At 44.5% G+C, this 20,933-nt stretch carries 20 protein-coding genes; 16 read left to right on the top strand and 4 right to left on the bottom strand.

What is annotated here, in order from left to right; translation table 11 throughout:
- Positions 1-169: 169 nt before the first annotated feature.
- Entirely contained in the window at positions 170-766 is a 597-nt protein-coding gene (locus AC0VZ9_RS26385) for a class I SAM-dependent methyltransferase (protein ID WP_192907989.1), read from the top strand.
- A 34-nt stretch (positions 767-800) separates the two neighbouring features.
- Here the strand turns inward: AC0VZ9_RS26385 and AC0VZ9_RS26380 are convergent, their stop codons facing one another.
- Positions 801-1,973 carry a tetracycline resistance MFS efflux pump gene (locus AC0VZ9_RS26380; RefSeq protein ID WP_009332379.1) on the bottom strand — a complete coding sequence of 391 codons (1,173 nt, stop codon included), beginning with the start codon at positions 1,971-1,973 and terminating at the stop codon, positions 801-803.
- A gap of 198 nt (positions 1,974-2,171) precedes the next feature.
- Here AC0VZ9_RS26380 and AC0VZ9_RS26375 point away from each other — a divergent pair, with 198 nt between their 5' ends.
- From AC0VZ9_RS26375 to AC0VZ9_RS26345, 7 genes are all read left to right on the top strand, one after another.
- Positions 2,172-3,506 carry an MFS transporter gene (locus AC0VZ9_RS26375; RefSeq protein ID WP_009332378.1) on the top strand — a complete coding sequence of 445 codons (1,335 nt, stop codon included), beginning with the start codon at positions 2,172-2,174 and terminating at the stop codon, positions 3,504-3,506.
- A 13-nt stretch (positions 3,507-3,519) separates the two neighbouring features.
- Positions 3,520-4,497, top strand: coding sequence for an ornithine cyclodeaminase family protein (locus AC0VZ9_RS26370; RefSeq protein ID WP_192907987.1), 978 nt, complete (start codon positions 3,520-3,522; stop codon positions 4,495-4,497).
- A gap of 68 nt (positions 4,498-4,565) precedes the next feature.
- Positions 4,566-4,757, top strand: a complete 192-nt coding sequence (locus tag AC0VZ9_RS26365; RefSeq protein ID WP_475396941.1) for a hypothetical protein — start codon at positions 4,566-4,568, stop codon at positions 4,755-4,757.
- A gap of 330 nt (positions 4,758-5,087) precedes the next feature.
- The gene (locus tag AC0VZ9_RS26360; protein ID WP_475396940.1) at positions 5,088-6,206 is read left to right on the top strand and encodes an NAD(P)/FAD-dependent oxidoreductase; all 1,119 of its coding nucleotides are present in this window, start codon (positions 5,088-5,090) and stop codon (positions 6,204-6,206) included.
- A 130-nt stretch (positions 6,207-6,336) separates the two neighbouring features.
- Positions 6,337-7,182: a KPN_02809 family neutral zinc metallopeptidase gene (ypfJ, locus tag AC0VZ9_RS26355; protein WP_019380534.1), complete on the top strand. Its 846-nt coding sequence runs from the start codon at positions 6,337-6,339 to the stop codon at positions 7,180-7,182.
- A 24-nt stretch (positions 7,183-7,206) separates the two neighbouring features.
- Positions 7,207-7,707 (top strand): cupin domain-containing protein, encoded by a 501-nt coding sequence (locus AC0VZ9_RS26350; protein WP_251174340.1) that lies wholly within the window; start codon positions 7,207-7,209, stop codon positions 7,705-7,707.
- Positions 7,688-7,870, top strand: coding sequence for a hypothetical protein (locus AC0VZ9_RS26345; RefSeq protein ID WP_251174339.1), 183 nt, complete (start codon positions 7,688-7,690; stop codon positions 7,868-7,870). The genes AC0VZ9_RS26350 and AC0VZ9_RS26345 overlap by 20 nt, the downstream gene beginning before the upstream one ends.
- Here AC0VZ9_RS26345 and AC0VZ9_RS26340 read toward each other — a convergent pair.
- A complete protein-coding gene (locus AC0VZ9_RS26340) occupies positions 7,867-9,360 on the bottom strand; it encodes a peptide MFS transporter (RefSeq protein WP_019380536.1) in 1,494 nt (497 codons plus the stop codon). The two genes, AC0VZ9_RS26345 and AC0VZ9_RS26340, sit on opposite strands and share 4 nt — an antisense overlap.
- Positions 9,361-9,595: 235 nt before the next feature.
- Entirely contained in the window at positions 9,596-10,864 is a 1,269-nt protein-coding gene (locus AC0VZ9_RS26335) for a GGDEF domain-containing protein (RefSeq protein ID WP_475396939.1), read from the bottom strand.
- Between the two features lie 467 nt (positions 10,865-11,331).
- Between AC0VZ9_RS26335 and AC0VZ9_RS26330 the strand changes: the two genes are divergently transcribed.
- From AC0VZ9_RS26330 to AC0VZ9_RS26295, 8 genes are all read left to right on the top strand, one after another.
- Complete coding sequence (locus AC0VZ9_RS26330) at positions 11,332-12,513, top strand: ParM/StbA family protein (protein WP_019380538.1); 1,182 nt, start codon at positions 11,332-11,334, stop codon at positions 12,511-12,513.
- A gap of 11 nt (positions 12,514-12,524) precedes the next feature.
- Complete coding sequence (locus AC0VZ9_RS26325; RefSeq protein WP_071158230.1) at positions 12,525-13,127, top strand: hypothetical protein; 603 nt, start codon at positions 12,525-12,527, stop codon at positions 13,125-13,127.
- 109 nt (positions 13,128-13,236) lie between these two features.
- Positions 13,237-14,139 carry an NAD(P)/FAD-dependent oxidoreductase gene (locus tag AC0VZ9_RS26320; protein ID WP_251156342.1) on the top strand — a complete coding sequence of 301 codons (903 nt, stop codon included), beginning with the start codon at positions 13,237-13,239 and terminating at the stop codon, positions 14,137-14,139.
- A 99-nt stretch (positions 14,140-14,238) separates the two neighbouring features.
- A complete protein-coding gene (locus AC0VZ9_RS26315) occupies positions 14,239-14,700 on the top strand; it encodes a hypothetical protein (RefSeq protein ID WP_226280657.1) in 462 nt (153 codons plus the stop codon).
- A 221-nt stretch (positions 14,701-14,921) separates the two neighbouring features.
- Positions 14,922-16,583, top strand: coding sequence for a glycoside hydrolase family 13 protein (locus AC0VZ9_RS26310; protein WP_251266786.1), 1,662 nt, complete (start codon positions 14,922-14,924; stop codon positions 16,581-16,583).
- Positions 16,584-16,695: 112 nt separating this feature from the next.
- Entirely contained in the window at positions 16,696-17,172 is a 477-nt protein-coding gene (gene ybaK / locus AC0VZ9_RS26305; protein ID WP_009332365.1) for a Cys-tRNA(Pro) deacylase, read from the top strand.
- 584 nt (positions 17,173-17,756) lie between these two features.
- On the top strand, positions 17,757-18,866 hold the full coding sequence (locus tag AC0VZ9_RS26300) for a PRK06851 family protein (RefSeq protein ID WP_009332364.1): 1,110 nt from the start codon (positions 17,757-17,759) through the stop codon (positions 18,864-18,866).
- A 17-nt stretch (positions 18,867-18,883) separates the two neighbouring features.
- A complete protein-coding gene (locus tag AC0VZ9_RS26295; RefSeq protein WP_071158237.1) occupies positions 18,884-19,351 on the top strand; it encodes a hypothetical protein in 468 nt (155 codons plus the stop codon).
- A 196-nt stretch (positions 19,352-19,547) separates the two neighbouring features.
- Here the strand turns inward: AC0VZ9_RS26295 and AC0VZ9_RS26290 are convergent, their stop codons facing one another.
- Positions 19,548-20,912, bottom strand: a complete 1,365-nt coding sequence (locus AC0VZ9_RS26290; protein ID WP_009332362.1) for a YjiH family protein — start codon at positions 20,910-20,912, stop codon at positions 19,548-19,550.
- Between the last annotated feature and the right edge of the window lie 21 nt (positions 20,913-20,933).

The raw sequence follows: 20,933 nt of genomic DNA, 5'->3' as shown, positions 1-20,933 counted from the left end.
TCAGCACATAAATAAGACCAAGCTCGGCGCTCTGAATAAACTGATGCACCTCTTCCATCGCTGTCAGCTCTTTCATCGTCATCATCCTCCTAAGCCGGCATTTTTCCCATTATACAATAGGATTTCCATAACCACTTCTAGAATACCTTATCATGAAGGAGTGGTTCTATTGGCAAATCTATGGGAAGAAAAGTTCTCCGCAGAAGGATATTTATATGGTGAAGAGCCCAATGAATTTATCAGAGAGCATGCGTGGCGGCTTGAGGGACACAAACGAGTTGCTGCTTTGGCCGAGGGTGAGGGCCGAAATGCTGTGTTCCTTGCAAGAAAGGGGCATGAGGTAACCGCATGGGACTATACACAAAGCGGGCTAATAAAAACACAGCAGCTGGCTGAACGCCATCATGTCAGAGTAGAAACAGGGCAGAAGGATCTCATTCATGATTCTGTACCATCAGGGGAGTATGATGCTTCGATTATGGTTTTCGGCCACTTTCTGAAAAAAGATCAAAAGACTGTTTTCGATAAGCTCGTTTCTGTTGTAAAGCCGGGTGGAATCGTCATGCTTGAAGTCTATTCGGAGGATCAGCTCCTCTATGGAACAGGCGGGCCGAAAAGTGTTGATATGGTGTATGATCCCGCAGATCTTCTCCAATGGATTAAGAGCTATAAAGTCCTTCATTTCTTTTATGGCGAACAGGAGAGAGTCGAAGGAAAAGGCCATACAGGTACGGGGCATGTGATTCAGGCTATATTGCAGAAATAGAAAAAGGAGGCATAAGCGGCCTCCTTTCCCTATTTTAAGATGTAATCGATTGGGTTCTGTTTACCTTCGCAGAATAAACACGGTACAACACGAATGCCAATCCGGAAAGCAGGATTCCCGAGATGTACGGGGCACCGATGCTCATGGTAAAAAGCCAGCCGCCAAGCGGGGGCCCGATAATACGTCCCAGGGAGTCAAATGATGACAGCAGGCCGGTCGTACTGCCGTGTCCAGTTTGAGATGTCTTTGTCAGCAGGGAAGATACGCTCGGGCGGATAAACCCGTTTCCGATTCCGAAAACTGTTAAGAATATCGCTGCTGTGGTAAAACTGTCAACCAGGAGAATAAGTCCAAAGCCAATGGCGGAGATGATGATCCCCAGTTGAATCACGGCTCCTTCTCCGTACTTTTTCGTCATTCTTCCTACTAAACCGCCCTGTACAAGGGCGCCTCCAAACCCCATGATCATAAAGATATAGCCAAGCTCTACGGTCCCAAGGCCAGCTTTGTCAGCCGCAAAATACGCGAAAGTTGCTTCCAGGCCTGCCAGTGACAACGAAACAAACAGCTGAAGGATAAACAGAATTCCAGTGTTTCCGCTTAAAGCTGTTAAAAGTCCTGGACGCTTAGCAGCTCCCTGGCTGCGCTGCTCTGGTGAAAGGGATTCCTTCAGCACAAGCATGACAAGGAAAAATGTAATAAATGAAGATGTTCCTGCCGCGTAGAAAGGAATGTTCAAACTTTCCCGGGAAAAGATGCCCCCGATTGCCGGACCAAAAATAAACCCTAAGCCAACCGCAGCTCCAATGATTCCCATCCCTTTTCCGCGGTCTTCTTCAGATGTAATATCCGCTACATAGGCCATGACAGTCGGCATATTGGCAGATGACAGGAAGCCGCCGATAACTCTGGCAGCAAACAGCATCCAAAGTTCAGTGGATAAGGCCATCATGAAAAAAGACAGGCCAAGGCCAAAAATACCGATCATTATGACCGGTTTGCGTCCGATTTTATCGGAAACGCGCCCCCACATAGGTGCAAACAGCAGCTGCATCAACGAATAAACGGCCATTAATAGGCCCAGTTCAGTGGGTGAGGCCCCTAATTCTTCCGCATAAAAGGGGATGACAGGTATGATGATTCCAAACCCCACCATAACAAGAAACATAACTGCGAATAAAAGAGGCAGTGCTTTTTTTGTATTCAACGTGTTCACTCCAGTTAAGGTCAAATTCCATCTAAGTACTATGATTATAACAAAAACATTCCCATACTTTCACCTTAGGCATTGGGCAGGTAAATAAGTTCTATTTATCAGCCAATTTTAAAAATATATTGAAATATCAAAATAATATAAACTATGATGAACTTGTACATTTTTACAGTCAAGAGAGGGGGAAATGGAATGGAAAAGAAATTAGAAAAGAAAGTGCTGATCGCAAGCCTGATCGGAAGTTCCATCGAATGGTTTGATTACTTTTTGTACGGGACGGTTGCTGCACTTGTATTTAATCAAATGTTTTTTCATAGCGATGACCCGGCTGTCGGTTTGATGCTGGCATATGCCTCTTTCGCACTTGCTTTCTTTATCCGCCCGCTTGGCGGGGTAATTTTCAGCCACATCGGCGATAAAATCGGCAGAAAGAAGACTCTTGTCCTCACACTATCCCTTATGGGCGGTGCAACTGTCCTCATGGGCTTTTTGCCTACCTACGACAATATTGGCACGGCAGCACCGATCCTGCTGATCATTTTACGCTTAATACAAGGTATTGGCCTTGGAGGAGAATGGGGCGGCGCATTGCTGCTTGCTGTTGAGTATGCCCCAAAAAATCGGCGCGGCTTTTTTGGAAGCATTCCGCAAATGGGTGTCACCATCGGAATGCTCCTTGGAACGCTTGCCTTATCCATCATGACTTTATTGCCTGAGGAAGCCTTTTTATCATGGGGATGGCGTGTCCCGTTCATCCTAAGTGCCCTGCTTGTCTTTTTTGGCTTATGGATCCGCAAAGGGATTGATGAAACACCATCCTTTAAAAAGGCCCAGGAGAAAGGCGAAATCGCCAAGATTCCGTTTGTGGAAACCATGCGCAGCCATTGGAAGGAAGTATTGATTGCAGTCGGCGCAAAAGTGGTGGAGACAGCGCCATTTTATATTTTCGGAACCTTTATTGTTTCCTATGCGACAACACAGCTTGGATTCTCACGCACTGTTACTCTGAATGCCGTTACGATTGCAACGATAATTACTACAATACTAATCCCGATCATGGGAAAACTGTCTGACAAAGTTGGCCGGAAAAAACTATATGTGGGCGGAACGGTCCTGATGATGCTTTACGCCTTTCCATACTTCTGGCTGCTTCATCAGGGTTCGGCGTTTCTGCTGGTTGTGGCTACCATATTGGGTCTCGGGATCATCTGGGCTCCAATTACCGCTGTACTTGGGACTATGTTTTCAGAAATATTTAAGTCGAATGTCCGCTATACCGGCATCACACTGGGCTATCAAATAGGAGCCGCTCTGGCAGGAGGAACCGCTCCTCTCGTTGCAACTGCCCTGCTGAATGCGTATGACAATTCCTATGTTCCTGTAGCGTTATACATCATGCTTGCAGCTGCCATCTCTTTGATTGCGATTTCATCCGTCCGTGACCGAAGCAATCAGGACCTTGATTCTGATCTTCCAGGAGATGATGCATTCCATACAGGCTTCGGACAAACCGACCAAAAAGCTTAGAAAGGTAGATTTCATGCTTTTATTATCTGAAAAAGAAATCAAATCCATTTATACGATGGAATCAGCCATTAAAGATCTGGAAAATGCCCTGGTACATCATCTGGAAGGGAAAATCCAGAATCCCCATAGAACCGTCCTGGACTTTCCGGAGAAACAGGCATCTGCCCTTTATATGCCGAGTGCCATGCCGCCAATTGGCAAAACGGCTGTGAAGGTGGTCACCATTTTTCCTGAGAACCCTGTGATCGGCAAAAAAACGACTCAAGGAGTCATTTTGCTAAGCGATACAGATAATGGAGAGCATCTCGCATGCATGAATGCCTCTTACCTGACAAGGCTCCGGACCGGGGCCGTGAGCGGGATTGCCACTAAGCATCTGGCAAAAAAACCGGCAAGATCTGTGGCTGTGATCGGGTGCGGGGCAATGGCTGAAGAGCAGCTGCAGGCCGTTTTGGAGGTCCGCGAAATAGAGGAAATCTTACTATACAACCGGACGGCTGCAAAGGCACAAGAATTTTCTGCGAAATTCCATGAATTCAATGGTCCGGTGACCATCTTGGAAAATGCCGATGAAGCTGTTTCCCGGGCGGATATTGTTATCTGCAGCACCCGCTCGGAAAAGCCCGTGTTCACAGGCAAGGCCCTCCGGCCGGGTACGCATATTAACGGGGTAGGCTCCTATCTTCCGCATATGCAGGAAGTCGATGCAGAAACACTGCTGCGAAGCTCTAAAATCGTCGCAGATACCTTGGAAGGGGTCAAAGAGGAAGCAGGTGATTTCGTTATTCCTGCCAGAGAAGGCATCTGGAGCTTCACGAACCTTCACGGCGAACTCGGACAATTATCAGCCGGAGTGATCGCAGGCAGAGAAAACGATGAAGAGATTACCTTTTTTAAATCAGTCGGCATTGCCTACTTTGACCTCGCTGTGGCTGCAGCCGTTTATGAAAAAGCAATTCTTGAAGGCATCGGAACTAAGGTGGACCTGTAAAAAGGTGAATAGTGCCTGCAGCTTTGGAAAATCTATAGCTATACTTCTAAAATAAAGGAGAGATAGGGATGCCAAAGCAGCCGAATAAAGTAACAGAAGAGAAGCAGGTCGTTGCCGCCCAAAACCAGGCGGACCAATTCAAAAAAGGAATGGACACAGAATTTGCCCTTGAAGAAAATGTCCAGGACGCGGCAGCCAAAAGCCAGCAGTATCAGGCACAAAACCAGCAGCCGACCTATGAACCGAATAAGCCATTTTAATGAAGCTGCATGATGGGTTTTATGCCTGTCATGCAGTTTTTTTATGTGGAAATAGTCGCTGGATAGATGTCAGAAAGGAATTTTTCGATTGCTGGATCAGATACAGGGGGAAATTAACTTATCAGGCCGCTGTGCCAGGTATATCAGTCAGATTTTATATATATCGGCCGATATCGGTCAAAATTCCACTTTATCGGTCACCCCGCGCCCCAGCAGCTTTCCAGCAATATCACCGTGCAAATATGAATACGCGTCTGCCATGATTATTTTGTGCACTGCCCCAAACTCTTGTAAAATAAGTGGCAAACAAGATCGCAAAAAGGAGTCATTATGAAAAGTCATATCATCATTGGTGCAGGAATCCTGGGGGCCTCTGCAGCCTACCATTTGGCTAAGGCAGGTGCAAATGTCACCGTTATCGACCGCAAAGACCCGGGTCAGGCAACAGACGCAGCGGCCGGAATTATCTGCCCCTGGCTGACACAGCGGCGGAATAAGGCGTGGTACGCGCTGGCCAAAGGGGGAGCGGCCTATTATCAAACATTAATCCGGGAGCTTGAAAAGGACGGAGAGACGAAGACGGGCTATCAGAAGGTAGGAGCCGTCAGCCTTCATACCGACCCTGTAAAGCTTGAAAAAATGGAAGAACGTGCAGCAACAAGACGCGGTGATGCACCTGAAGTGGGAGAGATTACACCATTATCTCCAGACCAGACATTGGAGCTGTTTCCGCCTTTATCAAAGGAATATGCCTCTGTACATGTAAGCGGAGCGGCGCGCGTCAACGGCCGGGAATTAAGGGACGCCCTGCTGCGGGCAGCAGAAAAACATGGTGCTGTATTGGTTCATGACTCTCCTGAACTTTTGTGCCAAGGAGACAGGGTCACAGCTGTAAAAGCCGGCGGAAAGCAATATGAAGCAGATAGTGTCATCGCAGCAGCTGGAGCGTGGGCTGGTGAGCTTTTGAAGCCGCTTGGTATTCAATTGGATGTAAAGCCGCAAAAAGCGCAGATTGTCCATCTTCAGCTTGAAGAGGAGGAAACGGGCAAATGGCCTGTTGTGATGCCGCCAAACAATCAATACATTCTGGCTTTTGAAGGCGGCCGCATCGTCGTTGGTGCCACCCATGAAGATAATATAGGCTATGATCTAAGGGTGACAGCTGGTGGCCTAAATGAAATTTTTGAAAAAGCGCTAGCAATAGCCCCTGGATTGTCTGATGGAACGTTCACAGAAGCACGTGTGGGCTTCCGTCCCTATACACCCGGTTTCTTGCCCATTATCGGCCAAATTCCGGGCATAAAGGGTCTTTACATATCAAATGGACTTGGAGCCTCAGGGCTGACCGCAGGGCCGTTTCTGGGTGCCCAGCTTGCCAAGCTTGCTCTCGGGCAAGAGGTGGATATTGACCTGGACCTCTATGATCCGGCTGGCGCGATAGAAAAATAATAAGGGTAAAGGTGCCTGTTTGCAGCAGGCACCTATTTTTAATTCTGCTAAGTTAATAAATCCCTTCAATTCGGGTATACACTAATGAAATAAATGAATGATAAATGGCGTTTCAGTAGGAGGCTGAATCATGAAGTGGAAGGGCAGAAGAGCGAGTTCTAATGTAGAAGACCGAAGAGGCATGGGCGGAGGGGGAAAAACCCTGATTGGCGGCGGCCTCGGCGGAATTATTATTTTATTGATATTTACCTTCCTCGGCGGTGATCCGGGAGAGCTTTTAGGCAATATGGCCGGAACAGATTCTGGCACAGCTGTACCGTATGAAGAATCAGAACAGGAAAAAGAGCTTGCTGATTTTGTCTCTGTTGTGCTTGCGGATACAGAGGAAGTCTGGACGGAAATATTCGAAGAACAGGGATTGCAATATGAGGAGCCGACCCTTGTTTTATATTCAGGCAGCGTACAGTCTGCATGCGGGGCAGCGTCCTCTTCCGTTGGGCCTTTTTATTGTCCGGGCGACCAAAAATTGTATATTGATTTAAGCTTTTACGAAGAACTGCAAAGAAAGTTCCAGGCTCCTGGCGATTTTGCCATGGCCTATGTCATAGCCCATGAGGTAGGGCACCATGTGCAGACCCTGCTTGGAACGACTGAGGAAATCATGCCGCTCCGTCAGAGAATGAGTGAAGAAAAGTTTAATCAGTATCTTGTCCGTTTTGAATTGCAGGCCGATTATTATTCAGGCGTTTGGGCCAACCATGCACAGGGAATGGGATATTTAGAGGAAGGCGATCTGGAAGAAGCCCTGAATGCTGCAACGGCAGTAGGGGACGACACCCTTCAAAAACGGGCGCAGGGCTATGTAGTGCCGGAAAGCTTTACCCATGGAACGTCAGAACAAAGAAAGTCATGGTTTTACAAAGGATTCCAAAACGGAACCATCAAAGGCGGAGACACGTTTAAACAAAGAAATTGAAGCAATACGAAAGGAGAGGTTCACTTGAATAGCCAAACCCAAACATTTCAGCTGGCGGATGATGGACAAATACCCAACAATCCGGACCTTCCTGTTATCATCTACAAGGCCGTTTTTAAGGAGCAGCCTGATGAAATAGAGGCGGCTTTTAACAGACATCAATGGACCGGCAGCTGGACGGGCGGGGTATATGATTACCATCATTATCACAGCAATACTCATGAAGTACTGGGTGTCAAAGCAGGACAAGCAACCGTCCTCATCGGCGGTGACCAGGGCGAGCGCCTTGAACTCCATCAGGGCGATGTTATTCTCCTCCCGGCAGGGACAGGGCATAAGAATGCGGAAAGCAGTCCGGACTTCGAAGTCGTAGGTGCCTATCCTGGCGGAACAAGCCCGAATATGAAGAAAAAAGACCCATCAGATCGTGTACAAGCATTGGCAGAAATAAAAAATGTCCCTGTTCCGCAGACTGATCCTGTCTATGGTGATGAGGGGCCGATGCTTGAAGAGTGGAAAGAATGAAGACTGCTGTTTACCGGCCCAAATAGAACATTTACCGGCCGATTTGAAAGAAATACCGGCCAAAACCGCAGAAATACCGGCTAAACTGCCGAATTTACCGGCCGAGCAGATACAAAAAAAGCCAGAAGAGCATACACTCTTCTGGCTTCCGCTTTTCTATTAACGTACACCCTTCATATATCCTTGAATCTTAGGACTCAACATGAATAGGATAATGGATAGCACGATCGCAGCTGCACCAATTACACCGAAATAAGTCATTTCTGTTTCTGGTGAATAGAACTTAACAATCTGTGCATTGATTGCCTGTGCGGCCGCATTTGATAGGAACCAAAGGCTCATCGTTTGCGCCGAGAAAGCAGCAGGCGCTAATTTTGTTGTGGCTGAAAGTCCGACTGGAGATAAGCAAAGCTCACCAAGAACAACAATAAAGTAGCTAAGAACCAGCCATAATGGACTTACAAGAGAATCTGTACCGCCAAGGTATGCTGGCAGCAGAATCACAAGGAAAGATAAACCAGCGAATAATAGGCCCAGGGAGAACTTCTGCGGCACTGAAGGCTGGCGGTCGCCAAGCTTCACCCATAGCCAGGCAAATACTGGTGCAAAGAAAATGATGAACAATGGGTTAAGAGACTGGAACCATGCCGGTGAAATATCAAGACCCATAAAGTCAAGCTGGGTACGCTTGTCCGCATAATTCGCAAGAATCGTTGAACCCTGCTCCTGGATAGCCCAGAACATAACAGATGCAATGAATAATGGAATATAAGCAATGATGCGTGAGCGTTCCACTTCTGTTGTTTTCGGGCTGCGGTACATTACAGTAAAGTAAATAATCGGAAGCCCAATACCAAGAACACCAACAAGGGCAATAAACGAATCAAATGTTAAAAGACCAGTTGGGATGCCGACTGCCACTAAAATGGCAACAACAGCAGCACCAAGGCCAATTCTTGTATAAACCTTACCTTTTTCATCTGCTGATAATGGATTAGATACATAAGTTCCTGCTAATCCAAGATTTTTCTTTTTCGTAAAAACAAACACTAATAAGCCAAAGAACATACCAACGGCAGCAATGGCGAAACCTAGGTGGAAATTATAATCCATTCCAACTGTTCCGACAATTAAAGGCGCAAGGAATCCGCCAAGGTTGATACCCATATAGAAAATACTGAAACCTGCATCGCGGCGGTTATCTTCCGGGCTGTAAATATCCCCAACCACGCTTGATACATTTGGCTTCAATAATCCAGTACCTAATACGATCAGCACCATGGAAACAAAGAACATAGCCAGGCTGCCAGGAATAGAAAGGGCAATATGGCCGAGCATGATTAAAATTCCGCCATAGAATACAGCTCTGGAGGTTCCGAGTAATCTGTCGGCTATCCATCCGCCGATGATTCCTGACATATACACCAATGATCCATAAATGGACATGATAGCTAAAGCTGTCGGCTCATCCAGGCCTAAACCGCCTTTTGAAACCTCATAATACATATAGAATACAAGGATCGCTCTCATTCCATAATAAGAAAAGCGCTCCCAAAATTCAGTGAAGAAAAGTGTGAACAAGCCTTTAGGATGTCCAAAGAAACCTTTTTGAGGCACACTTTCAACAATTTTCTGCCTATTAAAATCTGACATGTTTCATCCTCCTTTTAGCTATTCTATAATATCTTTCATAGTTCCTAATTGTCAAAAAAAATTTTATGTAACGATGGTTATTATTGACTTTTTAGGCGGAATAAATAGATTTTTCCAGAGATTTAAACAAAAGAACGTTTTTTCAGAATAATAACAGTATTAAAACTTATCTAAAAACAGAGGTATTATTCCCATAAAAAAAAGCCGCTCAAACCGGCGGCTGCTGCAAATATCCTTATGCGTTTGTAAGTACTGCTTCTTTAGGGCTATGCTGATGAATTGATTCTTCCCTGGAGGATAGCCTGTTTTTTCCCATGTCCTTAGACTGCAGAAGGAGCTGGTCTGCGTAAACATAGGCTTTTTCAATAGAAAGGAGCTTGTTCACTTTATAGTAAAAGAGGCCAAAGGATGCTGTGTAGGATAGAGAAATGGACTGGTCTTTAAAATCGGCATGAAATGTGCTGTTTTCAATGCCTTTGCGTATCTTCTGAGCTAAATTCAAGCATTCTTCATATGACCTGAATCTCATTATTATGGTAAATTCCTCTCCGCCGCTTCTGAACAAGTAATCATCTTTGGAAAGATAGCTCTTCAATGAGTCGGCAAAGTGCCTGATTGCCTGATCGCCCACGGCGTGGTTATAGCTATCATTAATCCTTTTGAACTTGTCGATATCTGCCACTACAATCGCGATGTGTTCCGCCGATTGATTAAGTTCCGTCATTTTTTTATCCATATAAGCACGGTTAAAAACACCAGTAAGGAAGTCGGTATAGGCCATCTGCTCAAATTTATCGCGTTCGATTTTATTCTGCAGCATCTGTGATTTCGACAGAAAGGAACGGCTGACAAGATAATTAAGTATAAACAGACTTATGAGCATCTCCCATTTGCCCTCATTAAGAAATAACAGCAAAAGACCATTAGTAAAGGCAATCTTCCCCATATCCAGTACACTTCTTGTTTTGATAAAATCAATCGCTTCCTGCTTCGTTTTTATGTCTCCTGTCAATTTAAACACGGTAATCAGGAAGATGTCTGAAAGCATGGATGTTACGGTAATCAGAATAAGCATGATTATCCAAAAGCCGAATGCCGCATCCTGAAAGAGGGGATACAGCAGATTGAATAAATAGAATGCAATAGAGTTGCTCATCACAAAGGAGCCAATGTTATAAAACGCATGGAAAAATTCATCCGGATCGTCTGTTTTTGTTTGTTTCTTATATAAATAAACACTAAATCGATAGATGACTTCAAATATAAATAAACCTAATGGCCCTGTAAAAAGCCCAATGGAGAGACTGTAATTAATTCCATAATCGATGGACGTATTTCCGTTTCTGCTGATAATCCGCAAATGGTGATACAAGCAGGAAAACAGCAGGTATATGAAGAGTGCTTTTATATATGAAGAGCTCTCGACAATGATCCCGTCCGAGATCAGAGCTGTAAAAAGTGAAACAATAAAAAGCGAAACCATAAATATTCTGGAGCCTTGCATCTTTCTGTACTCCTTTGCCTGTTGTTATACCTCTATTTTATAGGAATTTTTTTCTAGAAAGTAGACAAATTTAATATATTTTCTAAATTTTTTAATATTATCTATTTTATTTCATTTTTGTTAGAGACAAGCAGGATATTATTTTATCTCTTAAACTATCAAATTTCAGGAAAAACACCAAATAAACCTGGTTGTAAACAAAAATGAATACAAGTATGCGATATTGTTTGCAGTTGTATTCAAAAATGTAAACAAGTATACAAACACGTGTACATGTTGGTGTGTAAAGATGTGTTCAATATTGTTTACTTGTATACGGAAAGTGTATACAATGTAGGTATAAGTTTACAATTTGTTTACGTCTTTACGCTTTGATTACTTTTTATTTCCTTACATTGATTAATCTCTCAATCTGAATTACTCTTAAAACAATAGCTCTATATTTGAGAATGAAAGGATTGAATGATTTGACGAATTCAAGAATTGCAGCAGTTGACGTAGGAAACGATTCTATTAAAGCAATCTTTGGAAAACTGGATTCAGAATTAAATATACCGAATGTGATTGCGAGAGATGTTGAGGACCGCCCGGTTATCGGGATAGAAGAACTTGACAGCAAAAATCCGCTTGAAGGCATACATATCAGAGTCCACTCCCCTGCCCTGAAAGAAAACAATGCGATTTATCGTGTGGGGCACCTGGCAACGAAAAGCGATAACGCTACTGAATTAGATCCGGGCAGCAGCAAATCTGAAGAAGATCAGACATTAGTCATGCTATTCTCTGCTTTGGCATTGGATGCTGTGCAGAAAGATGGTTCCACAGGCTTTAAAAAGTCCGGGAATGTGATTGATGCAAACTACACACTGGGAACAGGACTTCCTCTTCGTGAAGTAAAGGAAGGCAAGGATGCGGGCTACCGTTCCAAATTGCTGGGCTCTGTCCATCAGGTTGAGTTCCTTGTGACACCGAAGTACCAGGGGCAAAAAGTAAATATCAAGTTTGATGAAATTAAGGTATATCCTGAAGGCTTTGCTGCTTATATCAACCTTGTAATGGACAACAACTTAAATATCATCAATAAGGATTTAATTGATAAGCGTATTTTAATTCAGGATATCGGCGGACTATCAACGGATATTGCTGTCATTAAAAACCGCAATGTTGATGATGACAAAGCGCAGGGCTTCAACCTTGGGGTATCTGAAGCTCTTGAATCCATCCGTGAGGAGATTCGTTCGAAACATGGCGTTGAACTCGACAGCCGTCGGGATGTCGTGGAAATCATCACGAAAAAGAATGACCGCAATCATATTATGGTAAAAGGAAGCCGGACAAGCGTACATGATATTACAGACCGAATTTTGCTTGATCTGGCTAAGAAGCAGTATCGCCTACTCCGCAACGTTTGGCAGAAAAACTCCCAGACGGAAATCTGCTACTTTGTCGGCGGCGGCTCTATTGTTTTAAAAGATTATCTGAAAACATTAAATAACAATCTGGATGGCTATAACATTGACTTCTTTGAGGATGAAAAAGAAAGCATCTGGATGATGGCCAATGCTTATTACAAGCTGATCTCTGATTTTTCAAGAAGAACGAATAAAGACAAGGCGGACCAGGATAAAAAACCTGTTAAAGCCAACTAGGGTGATTTTTCATGAGTAAAGCTTCCTCTTCTGAAATTAAGAGAGGACAATCCGTATCCTTTCGGGTGCCATCTGACACACCTGATCATATTTTGAAGCATCTGCAAAAGCTCAAGGAAACCGAAAAACGGAATTTTTCCAGTAAGATTGCAGAGTTTGTGATGCAGGGAGTCAGCAGCTCTCAATCAAAAGACCGGGAAACTATTACCATTCCCCTTCCCAAGGGGTTAAGCAAAATCCAGCGCGACTGGCTAAAGCATGAGCACTCAGAAGCATTGCTCGGCAGCATCCTTTATCAGCTGATTACGGATCCCGTGCGTGCAACTTCCCTGCTGGCTTCTTTGAACAGCCGATCTTCTGATATTGATGAAGCTCTTTATCTGCAGGAGGAGCCGAGGCATTCAGTGAGTCAGTATGATTCGGCAGCTGCAGCTTTAGAAGAAGACGAACTTTCTGAAGCTGAACTGACCGATATTGAAGATGATTTGCTTGACTTTGATTGGGATAAAGCTAAACAGGAACAGGAAGAAAATGCAGAAGGTCAAACTGAAGAGGAAAGCGAAGAAGACCTGGATACTCTTCTTGGCGGCTTTCTTGCACATATGAATAAATGAGCTTGGGGAGAGTTTCAGTGATGAAACTCTCCTTTTTTGTATTTAGAAAAGGATTTTCTGGGTAGTTTACAACTATAGCCTATCTTGGAACGAAAAGGAGGAATTTCAATTGAATTATGATTGCCTGATTGTTGGAGGAGGTATTGCGGGACTGCAGGCTGCCATTCAGCTGGGCAGATATAAACATAAGGTGCTGGTGCTTGATTCCAATGATGGGCGCTCCACGATATGCAAAAGCTATCATAATATCTTAGGCTATCCGGATGGCGTGAGCGGCCCTGAACTCCGGGAGATTGGGAAGAAGCACGCAGAAAGCCTTGGAGTGAAGTTTGTTAATGAAAAAGTGGAGCACGCAGAAAAGACAGATGGAGGATTTGAGGTTTCATCCCAAAAGGGCAATAAATATGTGGGAAAACGGATTTTACTTGCAACGGGTATTATGGACCGGCTGCCGCCCTTCCCCGAATTAATGCCTTGTCTCGGCATTTCTGTCTATGTCTGTCCTGACTGCGACGGATATGAGGTAAAGGATAAACGCACCATTGTGCTCGGCTCTGGAAATGCCGGAGCAAATATGGCATTAACATTGTCTTATTGGACAAATGATCTTGTTTTCATCAACCATGAAAAAAAGCCGGCAGATCAGAAATTATTGGAGAAATTGAAAGAAAAAAAGATTGAATACCTTGAGGAATCTATATGTAAGGTACTTGCAGACGACGAAAAATTCAACGGTGTACAGCTTGAAAATGGTAAAAAAATCACAGGTGATAGAGGGTTTATTGCCTTTGGAGGAAACGAAGTAAAGTCTGACCTGGCAAAGCAGCTCAGAGCAGAGCGCCTTGAAAATAAGCATATCCTGACAGATCCCCGCTCGAAAATGACAAGTGTCAAAAATGTTTGGGCAGCTGGAGATGTGGCAGCCCATTCAGAACAAGTAACCATTGCAATGGGGGAGGGTTCACAGGCTGCCATTTGGATTCATAAATCGCTGCTGCAGGACAAAAATTAACCTGAACTGGTTTGAATATAGAATTTAAAGGGTAAATATTTGGTTTATTTCTGAGCTCTTTTCTCATATAATAGCCTATAAGCTATTAAATAGAGAAAGGTGTATGCATTGAAGAAAGAAAGCTTGGATCTAGTCGTTCGGGAGTTATTGGAGAGATCGGGGAGTCTGGCAAAGATTAAATTAGAGAATCATTTTCCGGGAAATCGTATAGCTGGCGGAAAGTACAGCATGGGAACACATACCATAACGCTTTATATGGAAGAGATTATGAAACAATGCCAGCAGCTCTTTTCTTCTGCTGATCGCTTTTTGGATTATTTCACTGTTGTGTTTGCTCATGAGCTTGGTCATGCTGAAGATACAGAGCTGGAGGAATTGGCCAATTACCTTGATTCCTGCATAACAGAGCAGGAACGATGCCTCACAGCATTGAAAATTGAGGAAAATGCATGGGCATTTGCTGAAAAGCTTCTGCCGGATATGGATAAAGCCTTCATGCAGAAAATTATCTATCATTCGTTAAAACCATACCGGGAACAGCTTCAAGTGGAGCCAGCCTGATAATATAGGAGAAGCCGCAGTCCAAAAAGCTGCGGCTTCTAAATTGTTAGCAGGATTTTATCATGAAAAAGGGTATTGAAAAATCCAATTGTAAGCGTTACACTTACTGTAGTAGTATGCAAATGCTTAAAAGCAGGCAGCTTTTTTTTATACCGCTTAATGCAAACGTTTGCGCACCGCGATGATTGAAAAAGAAATTTATATAAATTGAGGGTGTTAATATGAAGAAGGTTTGGTGGAAAGAAGCAGTAGGATATCAAATTTATCCGCGCAGTTTCCAGGATTCAAACGGAGATGGAATTGGTGATCTTCAGGGAATCATTCAGCGGCTTGATTATATTAAAGGATTGGGGATCGATGTCATCTGGATTTGCCCAATGTACAAATCCCCTAATGACGATAATGGCTATGATATTTCAGATTACCAGGATATCATGGAAGACTTCGGTTCCATGGAGGATTTCAATCAGCTGATGGATGAAGTCCATAAGCGCGATATGAAGCTGATTCTTGATCTTGTCTTGAACCATACAAGTGACGAACATCAATGGTTCATCGAATCCCGTTCATCCAAGGAGAACCCGAAGAGGGACTGGTATATTTGGAGAGACGGAAAGAATGGCAAGGAACCGAATAACTGGGAAAGCATTTTTGGCGGGTCAGCATGGGAATATGATGAGAAGACTGAACAGTATTTCCTGCACGTTTTTTCTACGAAGCAGCCTGATTTAAACTGGGAGAACAAAGAAGTCCGTGAGGCTTTATATGATACGGTGAACTGGTGGCTGGATAAGGGAATCGACGGTTTCCGGATTGATGCCATCAGCCATATCAAAAAGCGTGCCGGCCTGCCTGATATGCCGAACCCAAAAAAGCAAAAGTATGTTTCTTCCTTCGATATGCATATGAACCAGGAAGGCATTCACGAATTTTTAAAGGAATTTAAAGATCGCACATATGCGAACTATGATGTGATGACAGTGGGCGAAGCAAACGGTGTTACTGTGGATGAAGCCGATCTTTGGGTCGGTGAGGAACAGGGTAAAATGGATATGATTTTTCAATTTGAACACCTTGGCCTTTGGGATGCAGAAACCAATCCAGAGGTTGATATTGTCGAGCTGAAAAAAGTTCTTACCCGCTGGCAGAAAGGTCTGGAGGCTGATGGCTGGAACGCTTTATTTATCGAAAATCATGATAAGCCCCGTGTCGTTTCAACATGGGGAAATGATGAGGAATACTGGCACCAGAGCTCGACATCCATGGGTGCCATGTACTTCCTGATGCAGGGAACGCCATTCATTTATCAGGGACAGGAAATCGGCATGACCAATGTCCAATTCCCATCCATTGACGATTATGATGACGTAGCCGTGAAAAACCTGTACCGCCTTAAAAAAGAGGAAGGCATGTCCCATCAGGAAATCATGGATATCATCTGGGCCTCTTCCCGCGATAACAGCCGTACGCCTATGCAGTGGTCTTCCAGGGACAACGCAGGATTCACAACAGGACAGCCATGGATGAAGGTTAACCCGAACTATAAGGAAATCAATGTGGAAGTCCAATCGCAGGACCAGGAATCCATCCTTTCGTTCTATAAAAAAATGATTCGATTGAAAAAAGAAAATGAAGTCTTCACCTATGGCCAATACGATCTGCTTCTTGAAGAAGATAAGCAAATCTATGCCTATACCCGTACATCAGATGATGACAAGGTAGTCGTCATCACGAATCTTTCAACAAAGGAGGCATCTTTTGAAGCTGAATTTAAGCTTTCTAATGATCAGCTTTTATTGAATAACTATCCGGTTGATACGCATGAAGATTCGGATTCAATTATGCTTAAGCCTTATGAAGCCCGTGTTTATCGATTGAGATAAACTTTGTTAGCAGGATTCCTTTTAGGGGTCCTGCTTTTTTATAAGTCTGATCCTTTTTGAAATTTATCCTAAAATGCTAAAATGAGAAAAATAACCAATGGAGGCGCAGGCAATGGCAAAGGGTAAAACAAACGCGATGCGTATGCTGGATGCTCAGAAAGTGGATTACGAACTGATTACATATGACAACCAGGACGGCAAAATCGATGGGGTTTCGGTTGCAGCGAAGATTGGCAAAGATCCTGAAGCTGTCTATAAAACTCTAGTTGCTCAAGGCCACAGCAAGCAGATCTATGTTTTTATCATTCCGGTGGCAGAAGAGCTTGATTTGAAAAAAGCCGCTAAAGCAGCCGGCGAAAAGAAAGTGGAAATGATTCCGGTCAAAGATATCCAGAAGCTGACCGGCTACATCCGCGGCGGCTGCTCTCCCGTCGGTATGAAGAAGCAGTATCCCTCTTTCGTTGATGCAAAGGCAGCGGGACTTGATCTGATTATTGTCAGCGGAGGCAAAATTGGCATGCAGATGGAGCTCAAAGCGGAAGAATTGCAGAAGGCCATCGGAGCTGAACTTGCGGATTTAATTAAATAATAATAGTGAAGAGTGCTGAATAACCATGATTCGGCACTCTTTTTTTACGAAAAAAGTATAAAATTTTGAACGTCGATAATTGTCTAGCGCAAGCAGCCTACCCCCTCGAGATCACAAGCTTGTCTTGTTGAGGCTCCTAGGGACTCGAGACATAAGCCATTCCCTTTCAGAAGGAAAAAACACCTTCTTGCAGGGCTCGTCTTATGCTTGTCGTCCCTAAGCAGTCGCCTACACATTTCGGTTTGTCTTGTTTCGGCTCCTAGGGACTCGGGGTCATAAGCCGTTTCCTTTCAGAAGGAAGAACGCCTTCTTGCAGGAACTGTCTTATGCCTGTCGTCCCTGGGCAGTCGCCTCCTCATTTCGGGCAATCCTCCCAAAAAGGCAAAGAACGCCTTTTCGGGAGGCTCGTCTTGTGCTTGGGGCCCCCAGGATGGGGGTCATGCAGACGTTGCCACAGGACGTGGCGTTCTTAGTCTGCGTTCCTTCATGGGCAAGGCGCTTCCGCTTTTCTAAATAGGCTTTCACCCATCCTGCTCCCTTTGCATACTGTAAGGTGAAAATGCATTTCGAAAGGAAGTGTAAGAATGGCTGGGAAAATACTGAAATACTTCGCCGGCGGGAATACAGCCCGGGGATTCCACAATCTATTCGAATCGAACCTGCAGGGGCTTGATCGCTTATTCATTTTAAAAGGCGGCCCAGGAACAGGCAAATCATCACTGATGAAAGCAATCGGAGCGGAACTGTCCGAAAAGGGCTATGACCTTGAATACATTTATTGCTCATCTGACAGTCAATCAATCGATGGCGTGATCATTCCTTCTTTAAAAGCAGGCATTGTCGACGGAACAGCGCCGCATGTGATTGAACCGAAAGCACCCGGAGCCGTCGAAGAATATATTAATCTCGGAGAAGCTTGGGATTCAAGGGCGCTGGCTGCGAAAAGAGAAGAAATAACTTTACTGTCTGGTCAGATCAGCAATTCCTTTGCAGCGGCCTATGACACATTTGCCGAAGCACTGAGAATCCATGATGAATGGGAGAAAATCTATATAGAAAATATGAATTTCCAGAAGGCGGATGAATTGACCAAGAAGCTGATCTCCGTCTTCTATGGAAATGCAAAATTGAACAAAACTCCATCTGTGAAACATCGTTATTTAGGGGCAGCCACTCCGATTGGAGCGGTGGATTTCGTGCCGAATCTTACGGAGGATATTCAAAAAAGGTACTTCATTAAAGGGCGTCCGGGTTCCGGCAAGTCAACGATGCTTAAGAAGCTGGCAGCAGAAGCTGAAAGCCGCGGATTTGATATTGAAATCTATCATTGCGGGTTCGATCCGCACAGCCTGGATATGATCATCGTTCGCGAGCTGGGCCTCGCTATTTTTGACAGCACGGCGCCGCATGAGTATTTTCCGGATCGTGATGGAGATGAAATCGTCGACATGTATGAAATTACGATCAATTCAGGCACAGATGAAATTTACGCTGAACAGCTAAAGGATATCAGCACCCGTTATAAAAATAAAATGACCGAAGCCATATCCTATCTGGCACGGGCCAAAACCCAGCGGGACACGCTGGAAAACATCTATGTAAGCGCCATGGACTTTGCAGTAGTTGACCGGATCAAAGAGAAGGTCCGCTCTGAGCTGCTGCTGATTTCAGAGAAAGTTTCAATAAGGGAATAGAAGGGAGACCACACACAATGGATTATACAAATTATCCGTTTTATCCATATATGTATGACCAGAATGAACATGGACGCATTTTTCCTGGCGGAGGATCAGGCGGTGGATTCACCATTCCGGGATTTCCGGGCGGCGGGTTTAATATTCCAGGATTCCCGCCAGGACCGCCTCCAGGTGGTCCTGGCGGTGGATTTGGGCCTCCAGGTGGCGGAGGAGGCCCCGGAGGTCAGGATGGACCGCCATCAGGGCCGCCGCCAAGCTTCACACCACAGATGCAGCAGGTAAGCACGTTTGCTGTTGATCCCGGTGCCATAAGAGGCTGCTTATTCCGCAATACGTTTATATGGCTGCAAAATGGAAACAGCTTCTGGTTCTTCCCGACCTTTGTCGGCAGAACATCTGTAGCCGGCTGGCGCTGGAGAAACTGGCGCTGGACGTATTATGGAACAGACTTGAGAAGAATTCGTTCTTTCCAATGTTTTTAAATTAAGGAAGCTAATAAAAAAGAGGTATCCGCTTCAGGATACCTCTTTTATCTGTAGAAATCAGCGCTTGCTACACTGATAGCAGCCGCTGCACCTTGTTAATCGGCCGGGTTTCTAATGTTATCGGTTAAAATGTTGATATATCGGTCACTTCCCGTCATATCAGGTTTTCAGTATTAACCCAATGGAAAACCATTTAGAAAAGAATATGAGCAGCCAGCACAATCACCGGCAAAGTAATAAGCGTTCTTTGGATAAAGATAATAATCAGGTCCCATAATGTTACAGGGATTTTAGAGCCAAGCAGAAGTCCGCCCACCTCTGACATATAAATCAGCTGGGTAACGGATACTGAAGCTACGATAAATCGTGTCATTTCGCTTTCGATGCCTGCACCGATAACGGAAGGCAAGAACATATCAGCAAATCCGACCACAAGTGTTTCCGAAGCGGCTTTTGCTTCCGGTACCTGCATCAATTCAAGCAATGGAATGAATGGCATTCCTAAATAAGCAAAAACAGGAGTATACTCCGCGATAATCAGAGCCAAGGTTCCCAAAGCCATGACAATCGGGGCTACACCCATCCACATATCCAGAATGTTTTTGGCGCCATCCTGGAAGAAGGCTTTCAAGCTCTGATTTGTGCTTGCTTTGGCAACAGCCTGCTGGAGTCCCCAGCTTGCTGATGTGTGTCCTTCAGGGATGCTCTCATCAAGCTCGGATTCCTGGCCGTTATAATACGTATCAGGCTTTCTGGACAGGGGCCAGATTCTAGGGCTGATAATGGCGCAAAGGAATCCCGCTGCTGTAATGGTCAGGTAAAAAGGCACAAACATATGGCCAAGATTCACCTGTGAAATAACAACAAGGCTGAAGGTAATGGATACGACGGAAAAGGTTGTGCCAATAATGGCCGCTTCCCTTTTCGTATAATAGCCTTCTTCATACTGTTTGCTGGTTAGAAGAACACCAATGGTCCCATCGCCAAGCCAGGATGCCACACAGTCAATCGATGACCTTCCAGGCAGCTTAAATACAGGACGCATGATTTTTGTTAAAAGTGCGCCAAAGAATTCAAGCAATCCGAAGTTCAGCAGCAAAGGCAGGAACAGCCCGGCAAATAAAAAGACCGAGAACAGGATCGGCAGAAGGTCATTTAGGAGAAGTCCGCCTGTGTTTTCAGACCAGATCTGTTCAGGACCGATTTGAAAAAGGGTAATAACTGCAAAAACAGCGCCTATAAATCTCGCTGCAGCCCAGATGTAGGGAACGTCAAATAGGTTCTTGAAAAAAGGGCTTTTTTCGATAAAAGCGGGCTTAGCGAATTTGGCCAGCAATGTACCCAAAAGTGTAATGACAATAATAAAGGTCATAATTTCAGGAAGATAGTCTGCGAGCAGGTTTTGGATCCAGCCTGAAAATATGGCTATAGGAATTGTAATATCCCCTTGATATTTGATCGGAACCATGAATAAGCTGATTCCAATTAAAGAAGGTATGAGAAATTTTATTAGATCTGAAGAAGAATGCTTCTTTCTGGATGCATCAAACAATATCATTCACCTTTTTCTTATATTTAT

The organism is Cytobacillus sp. QJM3NY_8, from assembly GCF_056173585.1.
Note: the sequence above shows the minus strand (reverse complement) of the source record. Positions and strands in the feature narration are given on the sequence as shown.